The sequence below is a fragment of the Streptomyces sp. OR43 genome, from assembly GCF_008042275.1.
Lineage (GTDB): Bacteria > Actinomycetota > Actinomycetes > Streptomycetales > Streptomycetaceae > Streptomyces.
Genome location: NZ_RDBK01000008.1, coordinates 543,328 through 570,036, shown reverse-complemented (window position 1 = coordinate 570,036; position 26,709 = coordinate 543,328). Strand labels below are relative to the sequence as shown.

The 26,709-nt window shown below is 71.7% G+C and carries 27 protein-coding genes; 8 read left to right on the top strand and 19 right to left on the bottom strand.

The genetic code is table 11. From position 1 onward, the window contains the following. Positions 1-132 (top strand): nicotinate-nucleotide--dimethylbenzimidazole phosphoribosyltransferase (locus EAO72_RS06555; RefSeq protein WP_148016454.1); only part of this gene is annotated, 132 nt, incomplete at its 5' end. Between the two features lie 75 nt (positions 133-207). Here the strand turns inward: EAO72_RS06555 and cobT are convergent. From cobT to EAO72_RS06525, 6 genes are all read right to left on the bottom strand, one after another. Next, positions 208-3,837, bottom strand: coding sequence for a nicotinate-nucleotide--dimethylbenzimidazole phosphoribosyltransferase (gene cobT, locus EAO72_RS06550; RefSeq protein WP_148016231.1), 3,630 nt, complete (start codon positions 3,835-3,837; stop codon positions 208-210). Between the two features lie 333 nt (positions 3,838-4,170). After that, entirely contained in the window at positions 4,171-5,409 is a 1,239-nt protein-coding gene (gene cbiE / locus EAO72_RS06545) for a precorrin-6y C5,15-methyltransferase (decarboxylating) subunit CbiE (protein WP_148016230.1), read from the bottom strand. Between the two features lie 117 nt (positions 5,410-5,526). After that, the gene (locus EAO72_RS06540; RefSeq protein WP_148016229.1) at positions 5,527-6,204 is read right to left on the bottom strand and encodes a GNAT family N-acetyltransferase; all 678 of its coding nucleotides are present in this window, start codon (positions 6,202-6,204) and stop codon (positions 5,527-5,529) included. A gap of 101 nt (positions 6,205-6,305) precedes the next feature. Further along, entirely contained in the window at positions 6,306-7,166 is an 861-nt protein-coding gene (locus EAO72_RS06535) for a MetQ/NlpA family ABC transporter substrate-binding protein (RefSeq protein ID WP_148016228.1), read from the bottom strand. Positions 7,167-7,239: 73 nt separating this feature from the next. Continuing rightward, positions 7,240-7,911: a methionine ABC transporter permease gene (locus EAO72_RS06530; RefSeq protein WP_148016227.1), complete on the bottom strand. Its 672-nt coding sequence runs from the start codon at positions 7,909-7,911 to the stop codon at positions 7,240-7,242. Continuing rightward, complete coding sequence (locus EAO72_RS06525; RefSeq protein WP_148016226.1) at positions 7,908-8,966, bottom strand: methionine ABC transporter ATP-binding protein; 1,059 nt, start codon at positions 8,964-8,966, stop codon at positions 7,908-7,910. Before EAO72_RS06525 ends, EAO72_RS06530 begins: the two co-directional genes overlap by 4 nt. An 813-nt stretch (positions 8,967-9,779) precedes the next feature. On the opposite strand from EAO72_RS06525, the gene EAO72_RS06520 reads away from it, so the two are divergent. Continuing rightward, positions 9,780-10,139, top strand: a complete 360-nt coding sequence (locus EAO72_RS06520; protein WP_148016225.1) for a hypothetical protein — start codon at positions 9,780-9,782, stop codon at positions 10,137-10,139. A gap of 2 nt (positions 10,140-10,141) precedes the next feature. Next, the gene (locus EAO72_RS06515) at positions 10,142-10,579 is read left to right on the top strand and encodes a hypothetical protein (protein WP_148016224.1); all 438 of its coding nucleotides are present in this window, start codon (positions 10,142-10,144) and stop codon (positions 10,577-10,579) included. Between the two features lie 3 nt (positions 10,580-10,582). On the opposite strand, the gene EAO72_RS06510 is transcribed toward EAO72_RS06515, so the two are convergent. The 3 genes from EAO72_RS06510 to EAO72_RS06500 form a co-directional block, all read right to left on the bottom strand. Further along, positions 10,583-11,086: a GNAT family N-acetyltransferase gene (locus EAO72_RS06510; protein WP_148016453.1), complete on the bottom strand. Its 504-nt coding sequence runs from the start codon at positions 11,084-11,086 to the stop codon at positions 10,583-10,585. Between the two features lie 37 nt (positions 11,087-11,123). After that, complete coding sequence (locus EAO72_RS06505) at positions 11,124-11,702, bottom strand: sigma-70 family RNA polymerase sigma factor (RefSeq protein ID WP_148016223.1); 579 nt, start codon at positions 11,700-11,702, stop codon at positions 11,124-11,126. Between the two features lie 108 nt (positions 11,703-11,810). Then, the gene (locus tag EAO72_RS06500) at positions 11,811-12,965 is read right to left on the bottom strand and encodes a glycerophosphodiester phosphodiesterase (RefSeq protein WP_148016222.1); all 1,155 of its coding nucleotides are present in this window, start codon (positions 12,963-12,965) and stop codon (positions 11,811-11,813) included. 234 nt (positions 12,966-13,199) lie between these two features. Between EAO72_RS06500 and EAO72_RS06495 the strand changes: the two genes are divergently transcribed. Beyond that, the gene (locus tag EAO72_RS06495) at positions 13,200-13,871 is read left to right on the top strand and encodes a lysophospholipid acyltransferase family protein (protein ID WP_148016221.1); all 672 of its coding nucleotides are present in this window, start codon (positions 13,200-13,202) and stop codon (positions 13,869-13,871) included. Positions 13,872-13,981: 110 nt separating this feature from the next. Here EAO72_RS06495 and EAO72_RS06490 read toward each other — a convergent pair whose 3' ends face one another. Both EAO72_RS06490 and EAO72_RS06485 read right to left on the bottom strand, forming a co-directional pair. Then, complete coding sequence (locus EAO72_RS06490) at positions 13,982-15,526, bottom strand: MFS transporter (protein ID WP_148016220.1); 1,545 nt, start codon at positions 15,524-15,526, stop codon at positions 13,982-13,984. Further along, positions 15,523-16,074, bottom strand: a complete 552-nt coding sequence (locus tag EAO72_RS06485) for a TetR/AcrR family transcriptional regulator (RefSeq protein ID WP_148016219.1) — start codon at positions 16,072-16,074, stop codon at positions 15,523-15,525. Before EAO72_RS06485 ends, EAO72_RS06490 begins: the two co-directional genes overlap by 4 nt. An 85-nt stretch (positions 16,075-16,159) precedes the next feature. Here EAO72_RS06485 and EAO72_RS06480 point away from each other — a divergent pair, with 85 nt between their 5' ends. Then, entirely contained in the window at positions 16,160-16,684 is a 525-nt protein-coding gene (locus tag EAO72_RS06480; protein WP_148016218.1) for an HAD domain-containing protein, read from the top strand. A gap of 62 nt (positions 16,685-16,746) precedes the next feature. Here the strand turns inward: EAO72_RS06480 and EAO72_RS06475 are convergent, their stop codons facing one another. From EAO72_RS06475 to argH, 3 genes are all read right to left on the bottom strand, one after another. Beyond that, entirely contained in the window at positions 16,747-17,637 is an 891-nt protein-coding gene (locus tag EAO72_RS06475) for a sigma-70 family RNA polymerase sigma factor (protein WP_148016217.1), read from the bottom strand. Between the two features lie 106 nt (positions 17,638-17,743). Beyond that, on the bottom strand, positions 17,744-18,715 hold the full coding sequence (locus EAO72_RS06470; protein ID WP_148016216.1) for an aldo/keto reductase: 972 nt from the start codon (positions 18,713-18,715) through the stop codon (positions 17,744-17,746). A 65-nt stretch (positions 18,716-18,780) separates the two neighbouring features. Then, positions 18,781-20,214 carry an argininosuccinate lyase gene (argH, locus tag EAO72_RS06465; RefSeq protein ID WP_148016215.1) on the bottom strand — a complete coding sequence of 478 codons (1,434 nt, stop codon included), beginning with the start codon at positions 20,212-20,214 and terminating at the stop codon, positions 18,781-18,783. A 137-nt stretch (positions 20,215-20,351) separates the two neighbouring features. Between argH and EAO72_RS42845 the strand changes: the two genes are divergently transcribed. The 3 genes from EAO72_RS42845 to EAO72_RS06455 are packed head-to-tail and all read left to right on the top strand — an operon-like array spanning position 20,352 to position 21,628. Further along, positions 20,352-20,729, top strand: a complete 378-nt coding sequence (locus EAO72_RS42845) for a hypothetical protein (RefSeq protein ID WP_261991342.1) — start codon at positions 20,352-20,354, stop codon at positions 20,727-20,729. Continuing rightward, positions 20,726-20,992 (top strand): hypothetical protein, encoded by a 267-nt coding sequence (locus tag EAO72_RS42840; protein WP_261991341.1) that lies wholly within the window; start codon positions 20,726-20,728, stop codon positions 20,990-20,992. The genes EAO72_RS42845 and EAO72_RS42840 overlap by 4 nt, the downstream gene beginning before the upstream one ends. Before the next feature lie 42 nt (positions 20,993-21,034). Next, positions 21,035-21,628: a pyridoxamine 5'-phosphate oxidase family protein gene (locus EAO72_RS06455; RefSeq protein ID WP_148016214.1), complete on the top strand. Its 594-nt coding sequence runs from the start codon at positions 21,035-21,037 to the stop codon at positions 21,626-21,628. Positions 21,629-21,844: 216 nt separating this feature from the next. Here the strand turns inward: EAO72_RS06455 and EAO72_RS06450 are convergent, their stop codons facing one another. The 5 genes from EAO72_RS06450 to argC are packed head-to-tail and all read right to left on the bottom strand — an operon-like array spanning position 21,845 to position 26,678. Continuing rightward, a complete protein-coding gene (locus EAO72_RS06450; RefSeq protein ID WP_148016213.1) occupies positions 21,845-22,381 on the bottom strand; it encodes an arginine repressor in 537 nt (178 codons plus the stop codon). 10 nt (positions 22,382-22,391) lie between these two features. Further along, the gene (locus EAO72_RS06445; RefSeq protein WP_148016212.1) at positions 22,392-23,603 is read right to left on the bottom strand and encodes an acetylornithine transaminase; all 1,212 of its coding nucleotides are present in this window, start codon (positions 23,601-23,603) and stop codon (positions 22,392-22,394) included. Next, complete coding sequence (argB, locus tag EAO72_RS06440; RefSeq protein ID WP_148016211.1) at positions 23,600-24,502, bottom strand: acetylglutamate kinase; 903 nt, start codon at positions 24,500-24,502, stop codon at positions 23,600-23,602. Before argB ends, EAO72_RS06445 begins: the two co-directional genes overlap by 4 nt. Further along, positions 24,499-25,653 (bottom strand): bifunctional glutamate N-acetyltransferase/amino-acid acetyltransferase ArgJ, encoded by a 1,155-nt coding sequence (gene argJ, locus EAO72_RS06435; protein WP_148016210.1) that lies wholly within the window; start codon positions 25,651-25,653, stop codon positions 24,499-24,501. Before argJ ends, argB begins: the two co-directional genes overlap by 4 nt. Continuing rightward, the gene (gene argC, locus EAO72_RS06430) at positions 25,650-26,678 is read right to left on the bottom strand and encodes an N-acetyl-gamma-glutamyl-phosphate reductase (RefSeq protein WP_148016209.1); all 1,029 of its coding nucleotides are present in this window, start codon (positions 26,676-26,678) and stop codon (positions 25,650-25,652) included. Before argC ends, argJ begins: the two co-directional genes overlap by 4 nt. Positions 26,679-26,709 lie beyond the last annotated feature (31 nt).

The following is a 26,709-nucleotide window of genomic DNA, read 5'->3' as shown; positions in this document are numbered from 1 at the left end:
CCGCTCGTCGACCTGGACCTCCGCCTCGGCGAAGGCACGGGCGCGCTGCTGGCGCTGCCGATCGTGCAGAGCGCGGCCCGCGCGATGCACGAGGTGGCGACGTTCGACTCGGCGGGCGTCACGGAGAAGTAGTCCGCACCCCCGCTCCTCAAGCGCCGGAGGGGCTGCACATCAGCCTCGCCGGCGCTTGAGGAGCGGGGGTGCGGACTACTTCTCCGTGACGCCCGCCGAGTCGAACGTCGCCACCTCGTGCATCGCGCGGGCCGCGCTCTGCACGATCGGCAGCGCCAGCAGCGCGCCCGTGCCTTCGCCGAGGCGGAGGTCCAGGTCGACGAGCGGGCGCAGGCCCAGCTTGTTGAGCGCGGCGACGTGGCCGGGCTCGGCGCTGCGGTGGCCGGCGATGCAGGCGGCCAGGGCCTCCGGCGCGATGGCGCGAGCCACCAGGGCCGCGGCGCCCGCGCTCACGCCGTCGAGGATGACCGGCGTACGGAGCGACGCCCCACCGAGCAGGCACCCGGCCATCGCGGCGTGCTCCAGGCCGCCCACGGCCGCCAGTACGCCGATGGGGTCGGCCGGGTCCGGCTGGTGCAGGTCGAGGGCGCGGCGCACCACGTCGACCTTGCGGGCGTGCATCTCGTCGTTGATCCCGGTGCCGCGACCGGTGACCTCGGCCGGGTCCATCCCCGTGTAGACACAGATCAGGGCGGCCGACGCCGTGGTGTTGGCGATGCCCATCTCGCCGGTCAGAAGGCCCTTGTTGCCTGCGGCCACCAGATCGCGGGCGGTCTCGATGCCGACCTCGATCGCGGCGAGGACCTCCTCGCGGGTGAGCGCGGGGCCGGTCGTGAAGTCCGCGGTTCCGGCGCGCACCTTGCGGGGCAGCAGACCGGGCTGCGCGGGAAGTTCCGTGGCCACGCCGACGTCGACGACGCAGACCTCGGCACCGACCTGGGCCGCGAAGGCGTTGCAGACCGCGCCGCCGCCGAGGAAGTTGGCGACCATCTGGCCGGTGACCTCCTGCGGCCAGGCCGTGACGCCCTGGGCGTGCACTCCGTGGTCACCGGCGAAGATCGCGACGGCCGCGGGCTCCGGGATCGGCGGCGGGCACATCCGGGAGAGCCCGGAGAGCTGCGCCGAGATGATCTCCAGCATGCCGAGCGCACCGGCCGGCTTGGTCATCCGCTTCTGGCGCTCCCACGCCTCGCCGAGCGCCTTGGCGTCCAGCGGCCGGATGCTGGAGATCGTCTCCTGGAGCAGGTCGTGCGGCTCCTCGCCGGGCAGGGCGCGGCGGCCGTACGTCTCCTCGTGGACGACCCAGGACAGCGGGCGGCGCTTGGACCAGCCCGCCTGCATCAGTTCGGGCTCCTCCGGGAACTCGTCGACGTAGCCGACACAGAGGTACGCGACGACTTCGAGGTGCTCGGGCAGGCCCAGCGCACGCACCATCTCGCGCTCGTCGAAGAAGCTGACCCAGCCGACGCCGAGGCCTTCGGCCCGGGCCGCGAGCCACAGGTTCTCGACGGCGAGCGCCGAGGAGTACGGGGCCATCTGCGGCTGGGTGTGCCGGCCGAGCGTGTGGCGGCCGCCGCGGGTGGGATCGGCCGTGACGACGATGTTGACCGGGGTGTCGACGATCGCCTCGATCTTCAGTTCCTTGAACTGCTTCGCCCTCGCCTTGGGGAGCGACTTCGCGTACGCCTCACGCTGGCGCTGCGCCAGTTCGTGCATGGAACGGCGGGTCTCCGCGGAACGGATGACGACGAAGTCCCAGGGCTGGGAGTGCCCGACGCTGGGCGCCGTGTGCGCGGCCTCCAGGACCCGCAGGAGCACCTCGTGCGGGATGGGGTCGCTGCGAAAACCGTTGCGGATGTCGCGGCGCTCACGCATGACGCGCAGCACGGCCTCGCGCTCGGCGTCGTCGTAGCCGGGGGCGGGGGGCGAGACGGGCAGGTCGTCCTCGGCCTCGGAGGTCGGGGCGTGCGTGTCCTGCGGGACTTCGGACGCGTCGGCAGGCCCGGGAGCGGGCGTCTCGGCGGTCACCGCGGGCTCGGTGGCCGGGGTCACCGACTCGAACCCGGACTGCGGCTCGGGCTGCGGCTGGGGCACGGCCTGCGCCGCCGGTTCCTGCTCGGTGACCTGAGCGATGACGGGCTCCGGCTCGGTGGCCTCGGCTCGTACGGGCTCCGGCCGGCCGTCCGTCAGGTCCGGCGTCTCGATGAACTCGGGGCCCGTCCCGGGCTCGGGCGCCGGTTCGACGACGGGTTCCGGTACGACGGTCTCAGCGGACGGCGCGGCTTCCACCGTCTGCGCTTCCACCGTCTGCGCTTCCACCGGCGGGGCTTCCACCAGCGGGTCTTCCACCGGCGCGGTTTGCCTCGTCTCGGCCGGTACGGACTGCGCGACGACCGCGGCAGACTCCGCCTCCGGAGCCGCCTCCACCGGCTGTTCGGCCGCGGGGAGCGTGCCCACCACGGGTACGAACGGGCCCGGGGCCGGCCCGTCGGGAACCGCCTCCACGGGCGGCTCCACAGCTTCCGAGGCCTCGGCCGGGACTTCGTCCGTCCGGACGTCCACGGCGGGTGCGGTCTCGGCGGGCACGGCCTGGGCCGGCGGCGCTTCGACGGCTACGGCTTCGGCAGCCTGCTGACCGGCGGGAGCGGCCTCGGCCTCGGCCTCGATGGGGGCGACGAACTCGGCCGGTGCGACGGGCTCGGCCGGGGCAACAGGCTCCGCGGGCGCGACGGCTTCCGCGGGCGCCGCCTCGACGGGCACCGTTGCCGCGTGCGCGGGGGCGTGCGCGGGTACGGAGTCTGCCGGGACCTCGGGCTGAGCGGCCTCCTCGGAAGCCTCGGCCGGCACCTCGACCCCTGCGGGTGCGGGCATCGGCACGAGCGGCGCGGGGATCTCCGCCTGCGTCTCGGCCACTGGTTCGGGCGCGGGTTCGGCCACGGGCTCTTCGGCGACCGGCTCCGGAACGATTGCCTCCGGAACGGCGGTGGCCGGGACGACCGTTTCTGCTGCCGGCGCCCCCGGGACTGCCGGCTCCACCGCGGCGGGCTGGGCGGGCTGCTGCGGCGCCCGGGCCGCCCACTGGCCCGCGCCCTGCGGCGGGATCTCGCCGAGCTGCGGGCCCGGGAGCGCGGCCACCTCGTCGGCGGGCAGCTCGAAGTACTCGGGTTCGGCGGTGGCAGGGCCGGCATGTCGTGCGGGCGTCTGCACCGCTGCCTGCGGCTGCGGCTGGGCCTGCGGCTGCGGCGTACCCGCCGGACCGCGGTCGGCGAGGGAACGGACCACGCCGCCGCCGGACGTACCGCCGTAGGAGGGGCCGGATTCCGGGGAGGCCGGGCCGCGGTGCAGCGGGCGGCGCACGGGGGTCTGGGCCACCGGAACCTGGGCCCGCGCCGGGGCCGGGACGGACGACGGGATACGCACGCCGCTGAGGTCGACATGGCCGGAGTCACGGCCGCCGGTCTCATGGGTGCCCTGGCCGGTCTCCTGGAGCGCCGCGGAGGCCTGCTGCATGGCGTACGCCGGAACCTGGGCCTGCTCCTGGAACTGGACGGGGCCCTGCGCGCCGCCGTCGCCCTGGGGCACGGTCTGCGGCTGCGGGACCGGGGCTGTGCGGTATCCGCCCTGCTCGGGCAGCGGCGCCTGGCCGGCGTGCGGTTCGCTCCACGCGCCCTGGGCGCTCGGCATCAGCAGGAGATCGTCGTCCTCGGACGCGTGCTCGGAGGGGTCGAGGAAGGTGTAGGCGCCCGGGGCGGGGGCGCCCGGCTGCTCCACCATGCCTGCGTTCTCCGGCAGTCCCTCGCCCGGGATCTGGCCGGTGTCACTCATGCGTACCCCTCGCCCATCGTCAGTGCTCCTTCGGCCCTTCGCCCGGGACGCCCCGACACGGCACGCCGGTGCTCGTCCCATGGAACGAGCGGGCGCGCCGCGCGGCACGAGTCGGTCGCGGACATACTGCATTCTCGCGGCCGTTCGCCGCCGCGGCAGGTCATTTCGCCACGGCTCGCTGTGGACTGCGCCACGTTGCGCGTCCCCCGGTTCTGCCGTACCACAACGGGGGCCAAAACGGTCCCCTTTTCCGGACATTGACGAACGAAGCGACGAACGTCCGGGCGCGGTGCAACGATCGGCCAGCCTACCTCGCACCGCATGCCGACCGGGTCAGGGGGCAAGGTCCGAACGCAGTGCGGACAGCAGAAAGACGACCGTGCGTTCGCGCTCCGCCCATGCGGCCGTGTCCAGTTCGACGGACTGGAGGAGCGAGCAGGAGACCGTGTATCCGTTCCCGGTGAGGGCCGCGCCCAGTGCCTCGGCCTCGTCCCGGGTCGACGCGTGCGTCACGATCCGTTCGGGCCTGCGGTCGGCGACGGCGGTGACGACGGGGGCTCCGCCGCCCCCGATCCGTACGACATCGGGCTCGGGCAGCCGTTCCAGCACGTGCGGAGCCCGGCCTTCGACGACCTGGAGCTGGACTCCGAAGGCCCGGGCCGCCGCGGCCGTGCGGGCGCATGCCTTGGGGTCGCTGTCGACGGCCAGGACGGCGGCGCCGAAGCGGGCCGCTTCCACGGCCAGGGCGCCGCTGCCGGAACCGATGTCCCAGAGCAGGTCGCCGGTCCGGGGCCCGAGGTGGGCGAGTTGGGCGGCGCGCAGTCCGGGGCCCTCGCCCTCGCCGCTCCCGCCGTGGGCGTCGGTTCCCCCGCCGCGGTAGGCGTCGGCGGGGAGCGCCCAGCCTCGTACGCCCTGGGGGTAGGCGGGGTGGCGGCCCGCGATCCAGGCTCCTTCGGCCCGCTGTTCGGGGCCTCCCCCGATGACGATGACGACGTTGGGGTCGCGCCAGACGTGGTCGGCGGCGGCGTCCGAGGTGACGACGGTGACCTGTTCGCGATCGGTGCCGAGTTCCTCGCAGATGACGAAGGTGCGGTGGACACCTTCGAGCAGCAGGGCGAGTTCGGCGGGGCCGGCGCCGGGCGAGGTGAGGACGGCGACCTTGTGGTGGGCGCGACAGACGTTCACGGCGCGGCGCAGGGTGCGGGGGTGGGCGACGACCGTCTGGGCGTCCTCCCACGGCATGCCGGCCCGGGCGAAGGCGGTGGCGACGGAGGAGACGGCGGGCACGACTTCCACTTCGAGGCCGTGCTCGGGGGCGCGCAGGGTGCGTACGACGCCGAAGAATCCGGGATCCCCGTCGGCGAGGACGACGGCGCTGCCGCGGTGACCGGCGATGCGGCGGGCGGCGAGGTCGACGGAGCCGAGGCGGATCCGCTCCGCGCCGTGCGGGACTTCGGGCAGGGCGAGATGGTGGGCGGCTCCGGCGACGAGGGTGGCGGCCGAGAGCGCGGCGGTGGCCGCTCTGGTCAGCGGCGAGCCGTCCCAGCCGATCACTGTGACCCGGTCGGCCATCTGTCGTCAGTCTCCTGGAGTTGTCGCAGGTGGGGCTGGTTGCCCGGGGTGAGGGCAGGGTGAGGCTACCTGGTCCGGACCAGTACGGCGTCGGTGCCCCGGGAAAGCCGGATGTGCTCAGTTCCAGTCGCTGTAGGTGCCGTAGCCGCCGGCGTCGGCGAGCTCTTCGGCCACCCCTTCGAGGTCCTCGGGGAGCAGACCCCAGACGATCAGATCGGTCCTGATGTCGGTCCATCCTCCGTCCTCGGTCTGCGAGCGGGCTATCCGGGCGTTGCGCAGCACTCCCTCGCTGATGCAGCCGAGCTTCTGCGCGACCTGCTGGGAGGCGGTGTTGTCGGCGGCGGTACGCAGTTCGATGCGCTCGAAGGCCTGGTCGCGGAAGAGCCACTGGGCCAGGGCCAGGACCGACTCGGTGGCGTAGCCCTCCCCGCGCGCCCACGGGGCGGTGACGTAGGCGGCCTCGGTGGCGCGGGTGCGCCAGTCGGTGTTGCGCAGCCGGACCGAGCCGACGAGGCGCTGGGTGAGGAACTCGGTGACGGCGAGCACGATGCCGTCACCCTTGGTGCGCTGCGCGGGAGCGATCCTGCGGACCCAGCGTTCGGCGTCGACCTGGGTGTAGGGGTAGGGCGCCTCGGTCCAGGCGACGACGAGTTCGTCGTTCATCATCTCGATGTACGCGGGAATGTCCGCCATGTCGAACGGGCGCAGCACCAACCGGTCCGTGCTGATGGAGATGTCCGGAAAGGTGGAAGTCATGCGCAGCTCCATGCCGAAGACCGTGTAAAGGCACAGCATGCAGCATCGGGCTGACCTTGTGCATGGCCGGGTCGGCACGGCGGAGCCCCGCGCACCCGGGCGGGGTGTGCGGGGCTCTGTGGGCAAGTGCCGTGCGGGGGTCAGGACTTGGCTGCGGTACCGAAGGCCGGGATGACCGAGCCCTGGTAGCTGTCCTCGATGAACTTCTTGACCTCGTCGGAGTGGAGGAGCTTCACGAGCTTCTCGACGCGGGCGTCCTTCTCGTTGCCCTTCTTCACGGCGATGATGTTGGCGTACGGGTTGCCTTCGGCCTTCTCCAGCACCAGGGCGTCCGTGGCGGGCTTGAGGTCGGCCTCGATGGCGTAGTTGCCGTTGATGACGGCGGCGTCCACGTCGTTCAGGGCGCGGGGGACGGTTGCGGCCTCCAGCTCCTTGAACTCCAGGCCCTTCTTGTCGGTGATGTCGCTCAGCTTGGCGCTGGTGCCGACGCCGGCCTTGAGGGTGATCAGCCCGTTCTCGGCGAGGAGCTGGAGCGCACGGCCCTCGTTGGTGGTGTCGTTGGGTACGGCGATGGTCTGGCCGGACTTGATGTCGCCCAGGTCCTTGACCTTCTTGGAGTAGAGGCCGAGGGGCTCCAGGTGCACGGTGCCGACGGAGACCAGGTGGGTGTCGTTCTTCTTGTTGAAGTCGTCCAGGTAGGGCTGGTGCTGGAAGAAGTTGGCGTCGACCTGGCCGGTCTCGGTGGCGGTGTTCGGCAGGACGTAGTCCGTGAACTCCTTCACCTCCAGCTTGAGGCCGGCCTTGGCCGCCAGGTTCTTCTTGACGAAGCCCAGGATGTCGGCGTGCGGCGTCGGGGACGCGGCGACGACGAGGGCCTTGGAGGTGTCGGCGCCGGTGCCGGACTTGGCCGCCGGGTCGGAGTCCGTGCCGCAGGCGGTGAGGCCGAAGGCGAGTGCGGCGGTGGCGGCGGCAGCAGCGGTGATCTTGATGTTCTTACGCACGAAGAGTGCCTCTTTCAGGTGGTGATGGTGGTACGCCCGGACAAGGAGTGCGGGCTCATGGGGAGGAGAAGTCTCAGGTGGTGGTGCGGCCGCGGCGGGCCAGCAGGCGTACGGCTCCGTCGCCGATCAGCTGGATCACGGTCACGATGACGACCAGCAGCACGACGGTGATGAGCATGAACTGGTTGTCGAAGCGCTGGAATCCGTAGGTGACGGCCTTGGAGCCAAGCCCTTCGCCGCCGACCGCTCCGGCCATCGCGGAGTAGCCGATGAGCACGATGACGGTGGTGGTGACGCCGGAGACGAGGGACGGCAGGGCCTGCGGGAGGAGGACCTTGCGGACGATCGTCGGGATGGAGCCGCCCATGGACTGGACCGCTTCGACGAGCCCGTGGTCGACCTCGCGGACCGCCGTCTCGACGAGCCGGGCGAAGAACGGGATGGCTCCCACGGCGAGCGGCACGATCATCGCGGTCGGGCCGATGAAGGTGCCGACGACCCAGGTGGTGAAGGGGATCAGGGCGATCAGCAGGATGATGAACGGCAGCGAGCGGCCGATGTTCACGATCACGCCGATGACCTTGTTCACCGGGGTGTTCTGCAGCAGTCCGCCCTTGTCGGTGAGGACGAGCAGGACTCCGAGCGGCAGTCCGGCCAGGACGGTGACGACGGCGGACCACAGGACCATGTAGAGGGTGTCGACGGTGCCCTGCGTCAGCAGCGGCTGCATTTCGGACCAGGTCACTTCGCCACCTCCTTGGTGAGCGGTGCGGGGATGATGACGGGTTCGGTCTCCGTGCCCTCGACGAGCTCGGCCTGCAGTCCCTGCTCGCGCAGGAAACCGATCGGGACGACGTTCTCCTCGAACCGGCCGGGCAGCTCGATCCGCATCCGGCCGATCTGCTTGCCGCCGACGGTGTCCATCGCGGCGCCGAGGATCGAGATGTCGATGTTGTAGGTACGGGAGAGCTGCGAGATCACCGGCCGGGCGGCCGCGTCGCCGTGGAAGGTGACGTCGACGACGGTGCGGTCGGGGCCGGAGGCGCTGCCGCCGACCGGGAACAGCTCGTGGGCGAGTGCGGAGCCGGGGGTGGCGAGCAGGTCGCCGACGGTTCCGGACTCGACGATGTGCCCCTTCTGCATCAGCGCGGCGGAGTCGCAGATCGTCTTGACGACGTCCATCTCGTGCGTGATGAGCAGGACGGTGAGGCCGAGCTGCTGGTTGAGGTCGCGCAGCAGCTGGAGGATGGAGCGGGTGGTCTCGGGGTCCAGCGCCGAGGTCGCCTCGTCGGAGAGCAGCACCTTGGGGTCGCCGGCGAGTGCGCGGGCGATGCCCACGCGCTGCTTCTGGCCGCCGGAGAGCTGGCCCGGGTAGGCCTTGGCCTTGTCGGCGAGGCCGACCAGGTCGAGGAGTTCGAGCGCCTTGCGGGACCGTTCGCGGCCGGTGACTCCGAGGATCTCCAGCGGGAGTTCCACGTTGCCCTGCACGGTGCGGGAGGCCAGCAGGTTGAAGTGCTGGAAGACCATGCCGATGCGACTGCGCGCCTCGCGCAGTTCCTTGCCGGCCCGGCGGCCGCGGCCGGCGAGCGCGGTGAGGTCCTGGCCCGCGACGGTCACGGTGCCGCTGGTGGGGCGCTCCAGCAGGTTGACGCAGCGGATGAGGGAGGATTTCCCGGCGCCGCTCTGCCCGATGACGCCGTACACCTCGCCCTCCCGGACGTGCAGGTCGACGCCGTCCAGGGCGGTGACCTCACGGCCGCGCGACTGGTAGACCTTCGTGAGGCCCGTAGTGGTGATCACAGGGTTTCCGTCACTGTCGAGTGCGCGGCGCGGTGTCCGCCGGGCACGGGGAAGTCGTCCGATGAGGCTGTCCGGACGTTTCGATCGGACGTGGCGAGCGGGATCCCGGCACGGCCGGGCGCGGCGGGACCGCGGGGCAACGTGCTGGAAGGGCGCGTTCCGCTGGGTGCGGACGGCTCCGGCTCGCTCTCGCTTCGGGGCGCGAGGCTCAGGCGTGGGCCCTCAGAAGGCGCGCATTCGACCCATACAACGAGCACCGGGCGTCGTGATCGCCTCGGTCGCAAGGATGCGGCTGCTCGTCGTGGTCATGGGCCAAGTAAAACAGACGTGAGGTTCACACCGAACCGGGTGTCCGGAATGCGGACGGCCGTGGACGGTGCGCCCCTTCCACCCGGCGGGCCCGGAAAGCCTCTGACTCCAGGGCCGTGACCTGCGCAGATGCCGGAGATGGGCGTGGCCCGCGACCAGCTCCCACCGGCCCGGTCAGCGCGGATGTGTGGCCAAGGCCACGACCTCGGCCCCGGCCGTCCACACCCGCGCGAAGGCCGGGTACGGCTCCGCGCGTGGCCCGGTACACCGGCGGCGCGAGGCCCGGTACGGCTCTGAGCGAGGCCAGGTACGGCTCTGAGCGAGGCCAGGTACGGCTCTGAGCGAGCCCTGGTCCCCCGCGGCGCGAGGCCCGGTACCGCTCCGCGCCGCGTCCGGTACGCCTCCGTACGGGGCCGCGGCTGCGCCTCTCTCCTCCGGCCGGCAACGGCGGGCGGGCACGGGGGCGCACGCAGCGGCCCCGGCGGCCCGTAATACCCTCGGCTCATGCTTGACGCCCTGACGATCGCGGTCGGCGTGGCCGCCCTCGCCCTCGCCGCCTGGTGCGGATTCGCCGCCTACCGGGACCAGCCGACCAAGGACTGGCACTTCATCGGGATGGCCGTGGTCACCCTGCTGGCGCTGTCCCAGCTGGTGGTGGGGATCGTGCAGCTGGCCCGTGGTGAGCGGCCGGAGCAGGGCATGACCATCTTCATCGCGTATCTGATCGGGGCCTTCCTCGCCGTACCGGCGGCGGGCTTCCTGTCGCTGAGCGAGCGGACCCGGTGGGGTTCGGTGACGGTGGCGGCGGGCGCGGTCGTGCTGGCCGTTCTCGAAGTACGGCTCTACGACATCTGGGGAAACTGACCGTGACCGACACCGATCGCACCCCCGCAGCGGCCCCCGGAGAGAAGCAGCCCTTCGACCTGGGCACCGGCCCCGGACGGGTCCTGGTCTGGTTCTACGGCGTGTTCACCGTGGCGGCGGCGTCCCGGGCGATCGTCCAGATGATCCTGGACTTCGGGAAGGCCCCGCTGTCCTACGTACTGTCGGCCGCCGCCGCGGCGGTCTACGGCTTCATCACCTACTCGCTGGTGCGCGGGGGCGAGAGGGCGCGGCGGACGGCGCTGGTGTGCTGTGCCGCCGAACTCGTCGGAGTGCTGATCGTGGGCACGTGGACGCTGGTCGAGCCGTCGGCGTTCTCGGACGCCACCGTCTGGTCGTACTTCGGCCGGGACTACCTGTTCATCCCGGTGATCCTTCCGGTCACCGGGATGATCTGGCTGCGCCGCGCCCAGAGCGCGTGACTCCTACGCGCTCGTCACATAGGCGGGCGCCGACGCCTCCTTCTCCAGGAGGATCATCCGGACGCCGTCCTGACCGGTGGAGTCGCCGATGCGGGCATAGCCGGCCCGGCGGTAGAGCCGCAGATTGCCCTCGCTCCGGTGTCCGGTGTGCAGGCAGTAGCGGGTGGCCGAACGCTGGTCGGTGAGTCCTGCCTCCACCGCTCCCAGCAGGCGGGCTCCCAGGCCGTGTCCCCGGAGCCGGGGGTGGACGCAGAGCCGGCCGATCTCACCGGCACCGTCCTGCCCCATCGATCCGCGTACCGAACCGACGACCTCCTCGCCGAGCCGTGCCACGAACACGAGGTTCGTGGCGATCTCGGCGCGCATCGCGTCGAGGGTCTCGACGAGCGGGTCGATCCGGTAGTTCCCGTACAGCTCCGCCTCGCTCTGAAAACAGAGGTACTGGAGTTTCAAGATCTGTTCGGCGTCCTGTGCCTTCGCCGCCGAGATGATCACGCTCATGCCCATCTGCGCATGCCTCTCGCTCACCTGATCCGCCGGTTGTCTACCGCTCCTTTCCCCGCAGTTCAGGAGCTACAACCTCCGCCGCCAGCATTCTGCGCAGACATCCAAGGCATCGGGAACGGATCGGACCCAAACTCCCCTGTGACATACCCAACTCCCCTGCGATTTCCCGGTAGGTGGGATCGCCCGGCGCGAGAAGAGCGTGCAGTAAGCGGGCGCAGGGGCCGGGGAGCCGGTCCACCGCGGCGTGCAGCATCCGGCGTTGGTCGGCGCCGAGAGCGGCGCGCTCCGGGCCGCCGAAGAGGCCGGCGGTGAGGTCGGCGGTCCTCTCGTCGCGGTAGGGGCGCTCGCGCCGGGCGGTACGGCGGGCCCTGCGGGCCTCCGCCCTCACGGTGTCCCGCACCCAGCGGGCGGTGTCCGGGGGCGGGCCCTGACCGGCCGGCCGCTCCAGCAGCCGCAGCCAGACGGCCTGTTCGAGGTCGGCGGGGTCGACGGCCGCGCCGGTGGCGGAGGCCGCGGCTTCCGCCCTTGCCTCGGCTCTGACCAGGGGGTACAAGGTGCGGACGAGGTGCGCGGCGCCCTGGGCGGGCAGGGTCTGCGGAAGATCGACAAGCGTCATGCCCCCACCCGATCCGCAATACCGCCCGCAGGCCGCCGAATCTGCCGGGACCACCCGACCGGGGCACGCCCGGCCGGGTGCTGACGACGCGGCTCCCGGGAAGGTCCGCTACTGGCCGGCGAAGTCCGCCGCCGCGAGCAGAGCCGTGTCCGGGTTGTCGGAGAAGATCCCGTCGATGCCCGTGGCGAAGTACGCGGCGAAGGCGCCGAAGGCGTCCCCGTAGGCGTTGGGATCCGTGCCCCGGCGGAAGTCCGCGGGCAGGAAGCTGTTCTCGTTGCGCATCGTGTAGGGGTGCAGGACCAGGCCCTGCGCGTGTGCGTCCCGCACCAGGGTGGTGGGTGTGGTGAGCCGGCCCGCGCCGTCCTTGGGGATGATCAGGTCCAGGGTGGGGCCGATGCCCTGCGCGAAGGACGCCATCCACTTCAGGCCTGCGGGCGTCACCAGGTCGTCGGTGGTGCGCGGGTCGCCGGACGTCACGAAGTCCCAGGGCCTGGAGCCGGCGCCGGAGAGCAGTACGACGCGCGGCGTGGCGACGAGCTTCGCCAGCCGCTGGATGCTGCCGGGCTCGAAGGACTGGAGGATGAGCGGCGACTGGGCGCGGTGCCGGTTGTAGCGGCGCAGCAGCTTGGCGAGCGGCTCCTCCAGGCCGAGGCCCAGTCCGCGGAAGTAGGTGGGGTGCTTGGTCTCGACGTACAGCCAGACGGGCTTTCCGCGCCGCCGGCCCTCACGGTCGGCCCAGCGCAGGACCTCCTCGAAGGTGGGGACCTCCCAGCGGCCGTCGTACAGCGTGTTCTTCTGGCGGTTGCCGGGGATGCGCTCCTTGGCCCGCAGCGTCTTCAGCTCGGCGAGGGTGAAGTCCTCCGTGAACCAGCCGGTCAGCGAGACGCCGTCGACCTTCTTCGTCGTCCGGCGGCTCGCGAACTCGGGGTGGGCGGCGACATCGGTCGTGGCGGTGATGTCGTTCTCATGACGGCATACGAGATGGCCGTCCCTGGTCGGCACGAGGTCCTGCTCGATGATGTGCGCGCCCATGTCGAGGGCCAGCTGGTAGGAGCCGAGCGTGTGCTCGGGGCGGTATCCGCTGGTGCCGCGGTGTCCGATGACGGTGGGCACCGGCAGGTCGAGGCGGTGACCGCCGTGCCCGCCGGACCTGTCTGCCGCCTGCGCCGTTCCGGTGACTCCGAGGGCGGCGGTGCCGAGTACGGCGGCCCCCGCGCCCATGACGGTCCGTCGTCCGGGACGGGCCTGCGCACGCTCTGTCATGAATGCTCCTCGCATGTGATGTCCGGCACCTGTCGGGCGAGGACCGAGCGTAGGCAGCGGTGCGGTCCGGACGGCGCCATCCGGGCGAACATGGCGCAAACACACGTCAACACTGCGTATCCACTGAGTGAACCCGATGTGCGATCAGCGAGTACCCGCGAGTATCGTCCTCACCTGCATGGACCCTCACCATCCGTCGCCTCGGCCGGCCCGGCCACTACACCGGAGGAACCGTTGTCCCGACTCGCACTCATCAAGGCAGTGCTCGGACCGATCCTGCGTCTGATGTTCCGTCCGCGGATGGAGGGCATCGAGAACATTCCGGGTTCCGGGCCGGTGATCCTGGCGGGCAACCACCTGACGTTCATCGACTCGATGATCATGCCGATCTGCTGCGACCGTCCGGTGTTCTTCATCGGCAAGGACGAGTACGTCACGGGCAAGGGGTTCAAGGGCCGGCTGATGGCCTGGTTCTTCACGGGTGTCGGCATGATCCCGGTGGACCGGGACGGCGGCCGCGGTGGTGTCGCGGCGCTGATGACCGGCCGCCGCATCCTGGAGGAGGGCAACGCCTTCGCGATCTACCCGGAGGGCACCCGCTCCCCCGACGGCCGTCTCTACCGGGGCCGTACGGGCATCGCGCGCCTGACGCTGATGACGGGCGCCCCGGTGGTGCCCTTCGCGATGATCGGTACGGACAAGCTGCAGCCGGGCGGTTCCGGTCTGCCGCGGCCCGGCAAGGTCACCGTCCGCTTCGGAGAGCCGATGGAGTTCTCGCGTTACGAGGGCATGGACCGCGACCGCTATGTGCTGCGGGCGGTGACGGACTCCGTGATGGCCGAGGTGATGCGGCTGTCCGGCCAGGAGTACGTCGACATGTATGCGACGAAGGCGAAGGCCGCCTGAGCCGGAGCCCGACGGCACGGCACAGCGGCACACGCGGCACACGCGGCACACAAGAACATGCGAAGGGCCCGTACCCCGGTCGGCGGTACGGGCCCTTCCGCGTGCGGGCGTCAGTCGTGCACGATGCCTTCCTCCAGCTCCTGGCCGCGCAGCAGGAACCAGGCGGCGACCGCCGTCGCCATCAGCACCACCGCGCCGATGGCGGAGGCGGCCCCCAGCCCGTCGACGAAGGCGTCCTGGGCGGCGGAGACCAGGGTCGTCGCCTGCTGTTCGGGCAGCGCCTCGGCCGCCTCGACCGCGCCGCCCAGCGACTCGTGGGCTGCCGCCGCGATGTCGGGCGGGGTTCCGGCGGGGGCGTTGAAGCCCTGGTACACCCCGGTGACGATGGAGCCGAGCAGGGCGATGCCGAGGGCGGCTCCCAGCTCGTACGCCGTCTCGGAGACCGCGGACGCGGATCCTGCGTGCTCCTTCGGGACGCTGGAGAGGATCACGTCGGAGGTGATCGTGAAGGCGAAGCCCGCCCCCACGCCGACGACCAGGAGGAGCGCGCCGATCAGCGGATAGGCGGTGTCCTTGTGGACGGCGGAGACCGCGGCCAGTGACAGGCCGATCCCGGCGAGGCCGCCGGTCACCACGACACGTACGGAGTAGCGGCGGGCCGTCGTTCCGGCCAGCAGACCCGCCGTGACCGCGCCGACCGCGGCGGGGAGTTCGGCGAGCCCGGCCTCCAGCGGACCGCGTCCCTGGACCAGTTGCAGGAACTGGGAGAGGAAGAAGACCAGGCCGGAGAGGCCGAGGATGGTCAGCAGGTCGGCGAGGACCGCGCCGGAGAATCCCCGGTGGTGGAAGAGCCGCATGTCGAGCAGCGGGGCGGGGAGCCGGAACTGCCGGCGTACGAACCAGATGAGCAGCGCCAGGCCGCCGAGGCCCGAGAGGGCGACCTCCCAGCTTCCGCCGTGTGCGGCGAGCTCCTTGATGGCGTAGACGAATCCGATCATGCCGACCAGGGAGAGCGCCACGCTCGGCAGGTCCCACGGTCCGGGCGCGGGGTTCTTCGACTCGGGGATCATCTTGATGCCGACGACGACGAGCACCGCCATGACCGGCAGGTTGATCAGGAAGACCGACCCCCACCAGAAGTGCTCCAGCAGGAATCCGCCGACGACGGGACCGACGGCCGCGCCCGCGGAGGCCATCGCGCCCCAGATCCCGATGGCGAGGCTGCGCTCCCGCGCGTCGTGGAAGAGGTTGCGGATCAGGGCGAGGGTGGACGGCATCAGAGTGGCGCCCGCGACGCCCAGCAGGGCCCGCGCCAGGATCATCATCTCGGGGGAGTTCGCGTACGCGTTGAGCACCGAGACCGCGCCGAAGGCGGTGGCTCCGCACAGCAGCAGCTTCTTGCGGCCGATGCGGTCACCGAGGCTGCCCATCGAGACCAGGAGCCCGGCGATGACGAAGGAGTAGACGTCGCCGATCCAGAGCAGCTGGGTGCCGGTCGGTTCGAGGTCCTCGCTGAGGAACGGGGTCGCGAGGCCCAGCACGGTGGCGTCGACGGCCACCAGGAGTACGGCGAGCACGAGCACGGCCAGCGCGATCCACCGCCCGGGACGGTACAGCTCGGGCGCGGGCTCCGGTTGCTGTTCCATGCTGCTCATTGCTCCACGCTCCGGCGTGCGCCGCCGAGCAGCAACTCGACGATCATGTACGCGAAGTCCTGTCCGGCCACCCGGCCCGCCTGAACGGCCCATGCGGCGCTGCTGATGAGCCCGTAGAGCGCTTCGGTCAGCCAGGCCGGGGTCAGGTCGATGCGGATCTCGCCGCGCTCCTGGCCGCGCCGGAAGAACGCGGCGACGCGGGCGTCCAGCCGGTCCCAGCCGTCGTTCTGTCCGTCGCCCTCGAAGAGCTGATTCTCGGTCACGAGGAAGGAGAGGAGCCCGGCACTGGGCTCGATCGCGGCGACGAACCGGCGCAGCGCCTCCTGCGAGGTGCCCTCGTCCAGCATCGCGGCGTCGAGGGCCGCTTCGAACTCCTGGATCCCCAGCTCCTCCAACGCCCTGACCAGGGCGTCCCGTCCGGCGAAGTGCCGGTGCAGGGTGGCACGGCCGATACCGGCGGCTCTGGCCACCTCGTCCATGGTGGCCGTCGATTTGCGGGTCAGCAGGGCGGCGGCACTGCGCAGCACCTGCTCACGGTCAAGAGTCATGAGACGAGACTAACCCACATGAGACGCAGGCGTCTCACCGGAAATGAGTTCGCGCCGCCCGCCGCGCGCGGAGGACCATGGCCGCATGAAGCCGCTGCTGCTGATCGACATCGACGGTCCGCTCAATCCGTACGCGGCACTCTCCCGCCGCCGTACGCCGGACGGATACGCCAGGCACCTCATGCGGCCGTCGGGGTGGACCGAGGGCGCGGCGCTGCCCGTTCTGCTCAACCCGGAGCACGGCACGGAGCTGCTCGCGCTGGCCGGCCGCTACGAGCTGATCTGGGCGACCACCTGGAAGGACGAGGCGAACGAGTGGATCGGGCCGCGTCTGGGGCTGCCCCGGCTGCCGTTCATCGACTGGCCGGACATGCACGGCGCCGCACCGGCCGGGACGTACTGGAAGACGCAGTACGTCGTGGAGTACGCGGCCGGGCGGCCGTTCGCATGGGTCGACGACGAGATCACCGACCGGGACCGGGCGTGGGTCGCCGAGCAGGGTGCGGGCGACGGGAGCCTGCTGCTGATGACGGATCCGCGGATCGGTCTGGGGCGGGCCGACTTCGACGCCCTGGCCGCGTGGGCGGACGGCCGGGGAACGGCCGGCTGACCGCCCCCGCCGCCCGTCGCTCAGTCGCCCGGGAGGACCGGGCCGGGCCCGCCGCCCGTCGCTCAGTCGCCGATGAGGACCAGGTCGAGCCCGGGCAGCTGCGCCGGGTCGTTGATGACGAACAGCTCGACGACCTTTCCGCGTTCGATCGTGAACCGCATGACCGAGAAGCGCCGCCCCTCCACCTCCGAGACGACGGCCGGCGCGCCGTCGAGCAGGGCGAACCGCGCCGACCGGCCGTACGGGGCGAACATGATCGCCTGCCGGGCCACGTTCGCGGCCCCGCGCACGTGCGAGGCGGCTCCGTCCGCCCCTTCGGACCGGACGACGACGTCCGGGTCGAGCACGGCGACGAGCGCGTCGAAGTCGCCGCTGCGGGCGGCGGCGAGGAACGCGTCGACGACCTCCCGCCGGCGGGCCGCGTCCGGGGCAGGCACCGGATCTGCGCCCTGGACCCGGCGACGGGCGCGGCTGGCGAGCTGGCGGGCGGCGGCCGGGGTGCGGTCCACGATCCGGGCGACCTCGTCGAAGGGCACCGCGAACATGTCGTGCAGCACGAAGGCCAGGCGCTCGGCCGGGTCCAGCGTCTCGAGCACGACGAGCAGGGCGAGGCCCACCGAGTCGGCCATCAGCGCCTGCTGCTCCGGGTCGGCCCCGGGCTGCGGGCCCAGGGCCGGTCCGGGCACGTCGGCCTCCGCCGCGCCCGAATCCAGGGGTTCCTCGCGGCGGGAGCGGCGCGAACGCAGGATGTCCAGGCAGACCCGCCCGACGACGGTGGTCAGCCAGCCGCCCAGGTTGTCGATCGCCGCGCTGTCGGAGCGGCCGAGACGGATCCAGGCCTCCTGGACGGCGTCCTCCGCCTCGCTCTCGGATCCGAGCATCCGGTACGCCACCGCCTTGAGACGGCCCCGGTTCTCCTCGAAGCGCGCCGCCAGCAACTCGATTCCGTCCACCGGTCCTCCTGCGTCGTGTGCCGTCACCACACTGACGTACCGGAGCAGTCCGATGTGACAGAAGTGCGAGGGGGGTGTTCACCTCCCGTTGCTCAGCTCCGGTTGCTCAGCTCCAGGGGAGCGACGCGCGGTACCGCCAGTAGGCCTCCGGCTCCTCGACCAGCGCGTCCAGTCCGGCCCTGCGCTCCTCGTCGAGGTCGAGGACGGCCGCGTGGAGGTTGCCCGCGAGCTGGGTGACGGTCGCCGCGCCGGAGAGCACGACACCGGCCCAGGGCTGGTGCAGCACCAGCGCCAGAGCGACCGCGTCGCTGCCCAGCCCTTCCTCGGCGGCGATCTCCCGCATCACGGCGGGCGCCTCCGTCCCGGCGAGCCGGCCGTTGGCCATGGCTTCCTTGACGATGACGGTGAGCCCGGCGGCATGGGCCTCGGCGAGCGCCGGTCCCGCCGAGGTCTCCAGGGCGTTGTAGGTCGCCTGGACGGTACGGAAGAGGGGTTCGCCGTCCACCGTGACGGCGAGGGCGGCGCGGATCGCTTCGGCCTGGGCCGGGCCGCTGGTGGAGAGACCGACGCTGACCCCGTCCGCGGCGAGTTCGGCGAGCCGGGCGTGCAGTTCCTTGTCGGTGAGAGCCGGGCTGTCGGGGGTCACCGAATGGATCTGGTAGAGGTCGAGCCGGTCCCCGAGGAACTCGCCGGTCTCGGCGCGCTGGCGCAGAAACGTGTCGAGGCCGTGGTCCTTGACCTCGTGCGCCTCGGCGTCGACGCTCCAGCCGGCGGTGTACGTGTAACCCCACTTGCTCCCGATGACGACGTCGCGGACCTCGGGCCGGGCGGTCAGCCAGTCGCCGAGGAACTCCTCCGAGCGGCCGTAGGAGCGGGCGGCGTCGAAGTACCGGACGCCCTGCGCGTAGGCGGCGTCCAGCAGTTCGTGCGTCCGGGCGCGCAGCTCGTCGACGGTCCGCTCGCCGGGCAGGTCGCGGTCGCGGTGCAGATTGATGTAGCCGGGCCTGCCGACCGCTGCCAGGCCGAGCCCGATGTGAGCGGTCGGGGTGGTCGCTGTGGTCAGTCGGGCGAACGGCATCGCGGGCTCCTCGTCGTCGGCAGGAATCTCCCCTACCCCCAACGTAGCCCGCGATGCACCCGCGGCTACTTGCGGGCGGCCGCCCAGGCGTGCTGGGCCGCCAGGTCCGCCTTGAGCTCGGCCAGCTGGACGGCGACGGCCGACGGAGCCGTACCGCCGCGCCCGTCGCGGGAGGCGAGCGCACCGGCCACGTTGAGGACGGTGCGGACCTCGGGGGTGAGGTGCTCGGAGATCTTCGCGAACTGCTCGTCCGTCAGCTCGTCGAGCTCGATGCCGTGGTGCTCGCACTCCTTCACGCACTCACCGGCGACCTCGTGGGCGACCCGGAACGGCACGCCCTTCTTGACCAGCCACTCGGCGATGTCGGTGGCGAGCGAGAACCCGGCCGGGGCCAGTTCCTCCATGCGCGCGCGGTTGACGGTGAGCGTGGCCATCATGCCGGTGAAGGCGGGGAGCAGGACCTCCAGCTGGTCACAGGAGTCGAAGACCGGCTCCTTGTCCTCCTGGAGGTCGCGGTTGTACGCGAGCGGCAGGGCCTTGAGCGTGGCCATGAGGCCGGTCAGGTTGCCGATGAGCCGTCCGGACTTGCCCCGGGCCAGTTCGGCGATGTCGGGGTTCTTTTTCTGCGGCATGATCGAGGAGCCGGTCGAGAAGGCGTCGTGCAGGGTGACGAAGGAGAACTCCTTCGTGTTCCAGATGATGATCTCCTCGGCGATCCGGGAGAGGTTGACGCCGATCATCGCGGTGATGAAGGCGAACTCGGCGACGAAGTCCCGCGAGGCCGTTCCGTCGATGGAGTTGCCCACCGAACCGTGCTCGAAGCCGAGGTCGGCCGCGACCGCCTCCGGGTCGAGCCCGAGCGAGGAACCGGCGAGGGCTCCGGAGCCGTACGGGGACACCGCGGTGCGCTCGTCCCACTGCCGCAGCCGCTCCGCGTCCCGGGACAGGGACTGCACATGCGCCAGGACGTGGTGGGCGAAGAGCACCGGCTGTGCGTGCTGGAGGTGCGTACGGCCGGGCATGGCCACATCCGGATGGGCCTCGGCGAGGCCGACGAGGGCGTCCTGGAGCTCGGCGATCAGACCGCCGATGATGCGGGCGTGGTCGCGCAGGTACATCCGGAAGAGCGTGGCGATCTGGTCGTTGCGGGACCGCCCCGCACGCAGCTTGCCGCCGAGATCGGGGCCGAGCCGCTCCAGCAGCCCGCGCTCCAGGGCCGTGTGGACGTCCTCGTCGGCGATCGTGCCGGTGAAGGAGCCGTCCGCGACATCGGCCTCCAGCTGGTCGAGGCCGGCGGTCATCCGCTTCAGCTCGTCCTCGGTGAGCAAGCCCGCCTTGTTGAGGACGCGCGCGTGGGCGCGGGAGCCGGCGATGTCGTACGGCGCGAGCCGCCAGTCGAAGTGGACGGACGCGGACAGCCTGGCCAGCGCCTCGGCCGGACCGTCCGCGAAGCGGGCGCCCCAGAGACGTACGTCGCCGTTGCCGTTGCCGTTGCTCACTGCGTGCTCCTCGGAAGAACCAGGGGGTTGGATGTGCGACCGCTTGCCCGTGCGAGTGCGGCACACCCGGTCACGAACGCCTGCTCACGGCGCGATCCACGGTGCAGCCACTGCCGCAATCACTAACAGGCATAACTATGCGGTCCTCTGTATGTTTTGTCAAAGCTGGTGGCGGGGCGCTACCGCCGGACAATTCGCGGGCGCCGGCGCTACTCCCCCACTACGGTCTGCGTCTCCTGCGCGACGGCCCCGGCGCACAGGTCGAGGCCCTGCTGACGAGCCCGGACCGCGCCACCCGTCGCTTCGCCCACCGCATCGCCGTCGCCCGCGGCCTCCTCACGCCTGGCCGGCCGGCCCGCCTGGCCGCGGGGTCCGACGACGCGTCCTTGCAGGACCTCTGCGCGGACGCGGCCATCGCGTCGATGCGGGACGAGGACCATGACGACGTGCTCGGCGTCCTGCTGAAGGCCAGGAACGGACGCGTGCGGACGCGGAGACGCTGTGGGCCCTGGTGAACCATCCCGACGCCGCCGTGCGCGTCCACGCGGTCACAGGACTGAGAGCCCTCGACGCCGTGACGCGGGACGGGCTCGCCCCACTGGTCGACGACCCGTCATCCGCGGTGGTCAGGGCGGCGACCCGTGCCCTGCTGCCCCACGCGGCGGGCTTCTCCCGGGAATGGCTGTCCGTGCGGGACGCGCCCGACCGGCCGCGGGCGGTGCGGGTGGCGGCGCGGCGACTGCTCCGGGCGGCGGGGTACACCCGTCCCACCGGCTGAAACTCTCCCGCCCTGCCGGGAATCGGCGCGGATAATCGCGGCATGGGAAAAACATACGAACGAATTGATGGGCGACTGCGGACCTTCATCGAGGAGCAGCGCATGTTCTTCACCGCGACGGCGCCCCTGGACGGGGAGGGCACGGTCAACCTCTCCCCCAAGGGCCTCAGCGGCTCCTTCACCGTGCTGGACGAGCAGCGCGTCGCCTATCTGGACTTCGCCGGGAGCAACGCCGAGACGGTCGCCCACCTGCGCGAGAACGGGCGGATCACCCTGATGTGGTGCGCCTTCCAGGGACCGCCGAACATCGTGCGGGTGCACGGCCGCGGTGAGCCGGTCTTCCGCGACGATCCCCGCTTCCCGGAACTCCTGGCACGGTTCGACGGGGTGGATCCCTCCCGTCACGGGCTGCGGGCCGTCATCGTGGTGACGGCCGAACTGATCCGGGACACCTGCGGATACGGCGTGCCGTTCATGAGCTACGACGAGGACCGGACGCTGCACGGGCAGCGCTTCGCGCGGGAGGACGACGCCTCGCTCAGCGCCTACTTCGAGAAGAAGGAGCACATCGCCACCAGCATCGACGGCCTGCCCGGACTGCCGCTCCCCTTGCCGGTGATGCCTTCCGCGTCCTGAGCCAGGTCGAGGCGGCCCGGCCCGGGACACGCTGTCCGTACCGCCGGGCCGGCGGCTTCCTCCACGCCGGCGGACGCGGCTCGGCCGCCGGCCGTGTGTCCGTGCCGGCGGCCGCGATGGACCGGATCCTGACCCGGGCCGATCCGGTCCGCCGTCCGCATATCGCGATCGGGACCGGCTCGGGCCCGACCGCGATCACCCGTTGCCGAGCGGCCGTCAGCGGTCGTTCTGGGCGAGCCGCAGCAGGTGGTCGGCGAGCGCCTGTCCACCGGCCGGGTCGCGGCTGATCAGCATGAGGGTGTCGTCGCCCGCGATGGTGCCCAGGATGTCGTGCAGTTCGGCCTGGTCGATCGCCGAGGCGAGGAACTGGGCGGCGCCCGGCGGCGTACGGAGCACGACGAGGTTGGCCGAGGCCTCCGCCGAGATCAGCAGTTCGGCGGAGAGGCGGCGCATCCGCTCCTCCTTGGCGGAGCCGCCCAGCGGGGCGTGCGGGGTGCGGAACCCGCCCTCGCTCGGCACCGCGTAGATCAGCTCGCCACCGGTGTTGCGGATCTTCACCGCGCCCAGCTCGTCCAGGTCGCGGGAGAGCGTCGCCTGGGTGACGCTCAGCCCGTCGTCGCTGAGGAGCTTGGCCAGCTGGCTCTGCGAGCGCACCGGCTGCCGGTTCAGGATGTCCACGATCCGGCGGTGGCGTGCGGTGCGGGTCTGCGGCACGGAGGGCCCGCCGTGCTCGGAATCCTGCGCCTCGGTCATCGTCGTCGCCTCATTCTCCGGTGCGTCCTGCCCCGGATCGTCCGTCCCCGTATGCCGCGTCGAGGGCACCGGGCAGTGCCTGGAGGAACGCGTCCACGTCCGCCTCACCGATGATCAGCGGCGGCATCAGCCGTACGACATCGGGGGCGGGTGCGTTCACCAGAAGTCCGGCACCCTGAGCCGCCTGCTGCACCTGGGGTGCGAGGGGCTCGGTGAGCACGATACCCAGCAGCAGTCCGGAGCCCCGGACGTGGGAGACCAGGGGGTGCCCGAGGGCCTCCACGCCGTTGCGGATCCGCTCGCCGTGCCGCTTCACGTTGTCCAGCGCACCGTCGGCGGCCAGGGTGTCCAGGACCGCGAGACCGGCGGCGCAGGCGACGGGATTGCCGCCGAACGTCGTGCCGTGCTGGCCGGGCGCGAGCAGGTCGGCCGCCTCGCCGAACGCCACCGTGGCGCCGATCGGCAGTCCGCCGCCCAGCCCCTTGGCGAGCGTGACGAGGTCCGGCTCCACGCCCTGGTGGGCCTGGTGCTCGAACCAGGTGCCGCACCGGCCGATGCCGGTCTGCACCTCGTCCAAGACGAGCAGGGTGCCGGTGGCGCGGGTGATCTCACGGGCTGCCTCCAGATAGCCCTTGGGCGGCACGACCACGCCGTTCTCGCCCTGGATGGGCTCGATGATCAGCAGCGCGGTGTCGGTGGTCACCGCGGACCGCAGCGCCTCGGCGTCCCCGTACGGGACGTGCGTGACGTCACCGGGCAGCGGGACGAACGGCTCGCGCTTCTTCGGCTGGCCGGTGAGCGCGAGGGCGCCCATGGTCCGGCCGTGGAAGCCGCCGTCGGTGGCCACCATGTGCGTACGCCCGGTCAGCCGGCCGATCTTGAACGCGGCCTCGTTGGCCTCGGCACCCGAGTTGCAGAAGTAGACCTTGCCGGTGCGGCCGAAGAGCTGGAGGAGCCGTTCGGCGAGCGCGACGGGCGGCTCGGCGACGAAGAGGTTGGAGACGTGGCCGAGGGAGGCGATCTGGGTGGAGACCGCCTCGACGACCGCGGGGTGGGCGTGGCCCAGGGCGTTCACCGCGATGCCGCCGACGAAGTCGAGGTACCGGGTGCCGTCGGCGTCCCACACATGGGCGCCTTCGCCGCGGACGAGGGACAGCTTCGGGGTGCCGTAGTTGTCCATCAGCGCGTGCTGCCACCGCTGCGAGAGCTCGGCGTTGGTCATGCTTCCCCCTGTGCGTCGGGCACGACCATCGTGCCGATTCCTTCGTCGGTGAAGATCTCCAGCAGGATCGAGTGCTGGACCCGGCCGTCGATGACGCGGGCCGTCTCCACGCCGTTGCGCACGGCGTGCAGGCAGCCCTGCATCTTGGGCACCATGCCGCTGGAGAGTTCCGGCAGGAGCTTCTCCAGCTCGGTGGCGGTGAGGCGGCTGATCACGTCGTCGCTGTTCGGCCAGTCCTCGTACAGGCCCTCGACGTCGGTGAGGACCATCAGCGTCTCGGCGTTCAGCGCGGCGGCCAGGGCGGCGGCCGCGGTGTCGGCGTTGACGTTGTAGACGTGGTTGTCCTCCGCCGAGCGGGCGATGGAGGAGATGACCGGGATGCGGCCGTCGTCCAGCAGCGCCTGGATGGCCCCGGTGTCGATCGCGGTGATCTCGCCGACCCGGCCGATGTCGACGGCCTCGCCGTCGATCAGGGGACGATGCTGGATCGCGGTGATCGTGTGGGCGTCCTCGCCGGTCATGCCGACGGCCAGCGGGCCGTGCTGGTTGAGCAGACCGACGAGCTCGCGCTGGACCTGTCCGGCCAGCACCATCCGTACGACGTCCATCGCCTCGGGCGTGGTGACGCGCAGCCCGGCCTTGAACTCGCTGACCAGCCCCTGCTTGTCGAGCTGGGCACTGATCTGCGGGCCGCCGCCGTGCACGACGACGGGCTTGAGGCCGGCGTGCCGCAGGAAGACGACGTCCTGGGCGAAGGCGGCCTTCAGTTCCTCGTCGATCATGGCGTTGCCGCCGAACTTGATGACGACGGTCTTCCCGTTGTGCCGGGTCAGCCAGGGCAGCGCCTCGATGAGGATCTGCGCCTTCGGGAGTGCGGTGTGCTTCCGCGCGGCGGTCATGAGCTGTACGCGCTGTTCTCGTGGACGTAGTCCGCGGTGAGGTCGTTGGCCCAGATGACGGCCGACTCGGTGCCCGCGGCGAGGTCGGCGGTGATCTTGACCTCCCGGTAGCGCATGTCCACGAGGTCGCGGTCCTCGCCGACCCCGCCGTTCTTGCAGACCCAGACGCCGTTGATGGCGACGTTCAGCTCGTCCGGCTCGAAGGCCGCCTGCGTGGTGCCGATGGCGGAGAGGACCCGGCCCCAGTTGGGGTCCTCGCCGTGGATGGCGCACTTGAGGAGGTTGTTACGGGCGATGGAGCGGCCCACCTCCACGGCGTCGTCCTCGGTCGCGGCGTTCACGACCTCGATCCGGATGTCCTTGGACGCGCCCTCCGCGTCACCGATCAGCTGCCGGGCGAGGTCGTCGCAGACGGTCCGTACGGCCTCGGCGAACTCCCCCTGCTCCGGCGTGATGCCGCTCGCGCCGGAGGCGAGCAGGAGCACGGTGTCGTTGGTGGACATGCAGCCGTCGGAGTCGACCCGGTCGAAGGTGGTCCGGGTGGCGTCGCGCAGCGCGGCGTCGAGCGCGGGGGCGGCGACGTCGGCGTCGGTGGTGAGGACGACGAGCATCGTGGCCAGGCCGGGGGCGAGCATGCCCGCGCCCTTGGCCATGCCGCCGACGGTCCAGCCCTCACCGCCGGCGACGGCCGTCTTGTGGACGGTGTCGGTGGTCTTGATGGCGATGGCGGCCTTCTCGCCGCCGTGCTCGCTCAGGGCCGCCGCGGCCTTCTCGATGCCGGGCAGCAGCTTGTCCATGGGGAGCAGCAGGCCGATGAGCCCGGTCGAGGCGACGGCGATCTCACCGGCACTGTGGCCTTCGAGGACCTCGGCCGCCTTCTCGGCGGTGGCGTGGGTGTCCTGGAAGCCCTGCGGTCCCGTACAGGCGTTGGCTCCGCCGGAGTTGAGGACGACGGCGGAGACCTCGCCGCCCTTGAGTACCTGCTCCGACCAGAGGACGGGAGCGGCCTTGACACGGTTGGAGGTGAAGACGCCCGCGGCGGCGCGACGCGGACCGTTGTTGACCACGAGGGCCAGGTCCGGGTTGCCGCTCTCCTTGATTCCCGCGGCGATGCCCGCCGCGGTGAATCCCTGTGCTGCCGTGACGCTCACGGTGCCACTCCGATCGTGGAAAGTCCGGTGTCCTCGGGGAGTCCGAGGGCGATGTTCATGCTCTGCAGGGCCCCGCCCGCGGTGCCCTTGGCGAGGTTGTCGATGGCGCTGATCACGATGATCCGGCCGGCCGCCTCGTCGTACGCGACCTGGATCTGGACGGCGTTGGAGCCGTAGACGGCGGCGGTCGCGGGCCACTGCCCCTCGGGCAGCAGGTCGACGAAGGGCTCGTCCGCGTAGGCCTTCTCGTACGCGGCGCGCAGGGACTCGGCGCTCACGCCGGGCTTCGCCTTCGCGCTGCACGTGGCGAGGATGCCGCGGGGCATCGGGGCGAGGGTCGGGGTGAAGGACACCGTGACCGGTTCACCGGCGGCGGCGCTGAGGTTCTGGATCATCTCGGGCGTGTGCCGGTGGACACCGCCGACGCCGTACGGCGTCATGTTGCCCATCACCTCGGAGCCGAGCAGATGCGGCTTGGCCGCCTTGCCGGCGCCGGAGGTCCCGGAGGCGGCGACGATCACGGCCTCGGGCTCGGCGAGGTGGGCCGCGTACGCCGGGAAGAGCGCGAGCGACACGGCGGTCGGGTAGCAGCCGGGCACCGCGATGCGCTTGCTCCCCGCCAGCGCGGCCCGTCCGCCGGGCAGCTCGGGAAGGCCGTAGGGCCAGGTCCCGGCGTGCGGCGAGGCGTAGAACCTCTCCCAGTCCGCGGCGTCCTTGAGCCGGAAGTCGGCCCCCATGTCGACCACGAGCACCTCGTCACCGAGTTGCTCCGCGACGGCGGCGGACTGCCCGTGGGGCAGGGCGAGGAAGACCACGTCGTGCCCGGCGAGCACCTCGGGCGTGGTCGGCTGGAGCACCCGCCCGGCCAGCGGCCGCAGATGCGGCTGCAGGGCGCCGAGCGGCTGGCCCGCGTTGGAGTTCGCGGTGAGGGCCCCGATCTCGATCCCGGGGTGGACCAGCAGAAGGCGGAGCAGCTCCCCGCCGGCGTATCCGCTCGCCCCTGCCACCGCTGCACGTACCACCATCGAAATCCTCCTCGTCGATGGCATGACTATA

What these genes read in the sequence shown, in the direction of transcription:
- cobT (WP_148016231.1), bottom strand. Translation starts at nt 3,837, where the DNA reads ATGAGTGACACCGGCCAGATCCCGGGCGAGGGACTGCCGGAGAACGCA.
- cbiE (WP_148016230.1), bottom strand. Translation starts at nt 5,409, where the DNA reads ATGGCCGACCGGGTCACAGTGATCGGCTGGGACGGCTCGCCGCTGACC.
- EAO72_RS06540 (WP_148016229.1), bottom strand. Translation starts at nt 6,204, where the DNA reads ATGCTGTGCCTTTACACGGTCTTCGGCATGGAGCTGCGCATGACTTCC.
- EAO72_RS06520 (WP_148016225.1), top strand. Translation starts at nt 9,780, where the DNA reads ATGCTTGACGCCCTGACGATCGCGGTCGGCGTGGCCGCCCTCGCCCTC.
- EAO72_RS06510 (WP_148016453.1), bottom strand. Translation starts at nt 11,086, where the DNA reads ATGGGCATGAGCGTGATCATCTCGGCGGCGAAGGCACAGGACGCCGAA.
- EAO72_RS06505 (WP_148016223.1), bottom strand. Translation starts at nt 11,702, where the DNA reads ATGACGCTTGTCGATCTTCCGCAGACCCTGCCCGCCCAGGGCGCCGCG.
- EAO72_RS06500 (WP_148016222.1), bottom strand. Translation starts at nt 12,965, where the DNA reads ATGACAGAGCGTGCGCAGGCCCGTCCCGGACGACGGACCGTCATGGGC.
- EAO72_RS06490 (WP_148016220.1), bottom strand. Translation starts at nt 15,526, where the DNA reads ATGAGCAGCATGGAACAGCAACCGGAGCCCGCGCCCGAGCTGTACCGT.
- EAO72_RS06485 (WP_148016219.1), bottom strand. Translation starts at nt 16,074, where the DNA reads ATGACTCTTGACCGTGAGCAGGTGCTGCGCAGTGCCGCCGCCCTGCTG.
- EAO72_RS06480 (WP_148016218.1), top strand. Translation starts at nt 16,160, where the DNA reads ATGAAGCCGCTGCTGCTGATCGACATCGACGGTCCGCTCAATCCGTAC.
- EAO72_RS06470 (WP_148016216.1), bottom strand. Translation starts at nt 18,715, where the DNA reads ATGCCGTTCGCCCGACTGACCACAGCGACCACCCCGACCGCTCACATC.
- EAO72_RS42845 (WP_261991342.1), top strand. Translation starts at nt 20,352, where the DNA reads ATGCGGTCCTCTGTATGTTTTGTCAAAGCTGGTGGCGGGGCGCTACCG.
- EAO72_RS06455 (WP_148016214.1), top strand. Translation starts at nt 21,035, where the DNA reads ATGGGAAAAACATACGAACGAATTGATGGGCGACTGCGGACCTTCATC.
- EAO72_RS06450 (WP_148016213.1), bottom strand. Translation starts at nt 22,381, where the DNA reads ATGACCGAGGCGCAGGATTCCGAGCACGGCGGGCCCTCCGTGCCGCAG.
- EAO72_RS06445 (WP_148016212.1), bottom strand. Translation starts at nt 23,603, where the DNA reads ATGACCAACGCCGAGCTCTCGCAGCGGTGGCAGCACGCGCTGATGGAC.
- argB (WP_148016211.1), bottom strand. Translation starts at nt 24,502, where the DNA reads ATGACCGCCGCGCGGAAGCACACCGCACTCCCGAAGGCGCAGATCCTC.
- argC (WP_148016209.1), bottom strand. Translation starts at nt 26,678, where the DNA reads ATGGTGGTACGTGCAGCGGTGGCAGGGGCGAGCGGATACGCCGGCGGG.